Origin of the sequence: Candidatus Kurthia intestinigallinarum, assembly GCF_003991225.1 — a bacterium.
Lineage (GTDB): Bacteria > Bacillota > Bacilli > Bacillales_A > Planococcaceae > Kurthia > Kurthia populi.
Genome location: NZ_JTFC01000076.1, coordinates 1 through 1,473 on the forward strand (window position 1 = coordinate 1; position 1,473 = coordinate 1,473).

General features: G+C 28.9%; 2 protein-coding genes. One reads left to right on the top strand and one right to left on the bottom strand.

The window, feature by feature from the left end:
- Window positions 1–610 precede the first annotated feature (610 nt).
- Window positions 611–1,045, bottom strand: coding sequence for a hypothetical protein (locus tag QI30_RS18730; RefSeq protein WP_126992077.1), 435 nt, complete (start codon window positions 1,043–1,045; stop codon window positions 611–613).
- Window positions 1,046–1,253: 208 nt separating this feature from the next.
- Here QI30_RS18730 and QI30_RS18735 point away from each other — a divergent pair.
- Window positions 1,254–1,473: hypothetical protein (locus tag QI30_RS18735; RefSeq protein WP_148113882.1), on the top strand; the 220-nt coding region annotated here is incomplete at its 3' end.

Sequence of the window (1,473 nt, forward strand, 5' to 3'; positions counted from 1 at the left end):
CAACTTAAATTGGACTTTTTTATTCCAGCAATATTCGTAGCAAGTATGGTGGGCTATATGTATTCAATGGTTGAGTTTGAATTTAAAAAAGATAAGGAAAAATATAAAGTTTTAGAGGACAAAGAATAGTATTTCTGCCAGAATAAAATCAATATTTTGTTATTTTTATGATTAATAAGTATTTTCTTTTGAAAGTTAGGTTTACCTTTTGGCTTTTCAATCCCTATACATAATGTAAGCATAAAATAATTGGGGATATTGAATGTGGGGGCTATTAACAGATAATAAGGGATTTCATATGTAGATTGGATCTGGAGTAGCTGCATCTACACGAAATAGGTTGTATTTCTCCGATACGATAAGAATTATATTTTTGAGTTGTATTATATGACGAATTGAGTTGTTACAGTTAAATTTGTAAATAATGTAGTAATGATTGTAAGATCAGCATTTAATTATGTTAATTTTAAAGAATTTAGAAGCTTCCGATGAGGAGGCTTTTTATTTTTTTGAATAAGAACAAACGTTCTTTTAAAAGGTGTGCATAGACGCGTAATTCTTTATTATCAGAGTTTGCAAAAAGAATATAAAAAAAGCCCTATTTTGGGCTCTAAATGCGATCTAATTGTTCATACAACTTTTCAGTTTCTTCGTCTAGCCAAGTATAAAGATATTTTAAATTTTGGCGTGCTTCTTTATATAAGCCTTCTCTTGCTAAATCTTCAAAAGAGGTCGGTGTAGCTTCGGTTTTTTCTAAATCAGTAATCTGATCGGTTTTATGAACCTGTTGTGTTTTGATATCCCAATAATAAAGAATATCCTTTTTAATCGCTAGTATTGGACCATTGAAAAGTTGGATATCACTATCAGGTAATGGGAATGGTAATTTCTTTTTACTGTAGAACTCTATAATAACTTCAGATTCATACAGAAGTATTTCAAAGTCTTTTGCTCGATTTTTAATCTTTTCTTCAATTTGCTTCAAGGCTTCTTGATAGCGATCATATTGAGTTGCAACTGGTTGTAAATGTAGGTTGGTATGCACGCATATTCACCCTTTCTATAAAATATGTATAAGTATATTTTTGCATAATAAGTTAAATAAATACATAAAAATATTCAGGAGTTTTGGGTGAAAAAAAGAGCGGTTCTTTTATGTAATTACCTTGTTATTATTTACCTTACATAAAAGAACCATAGTAATTAAAATTTGAATAATTTATTAATTTAACAAAGGAGTGAAGTAAATAATTATGAATTCACAATCAGAAGAAATTTATGAAAATATACCTCTAGATGAGCAGGATGCTTTATGGGATATAAAACAGGAACTTGCAGAAGTAGAAGAAAAGGCTACAAATTTAGCAAGAACTTTGAAAAATTCTAAATCTTATTCAACAAAGGTATATGTAAGTGGTGACAGTGTAGAAGTATACTTTCATATAACACCTATCCAATTAAGAGATTTATCAA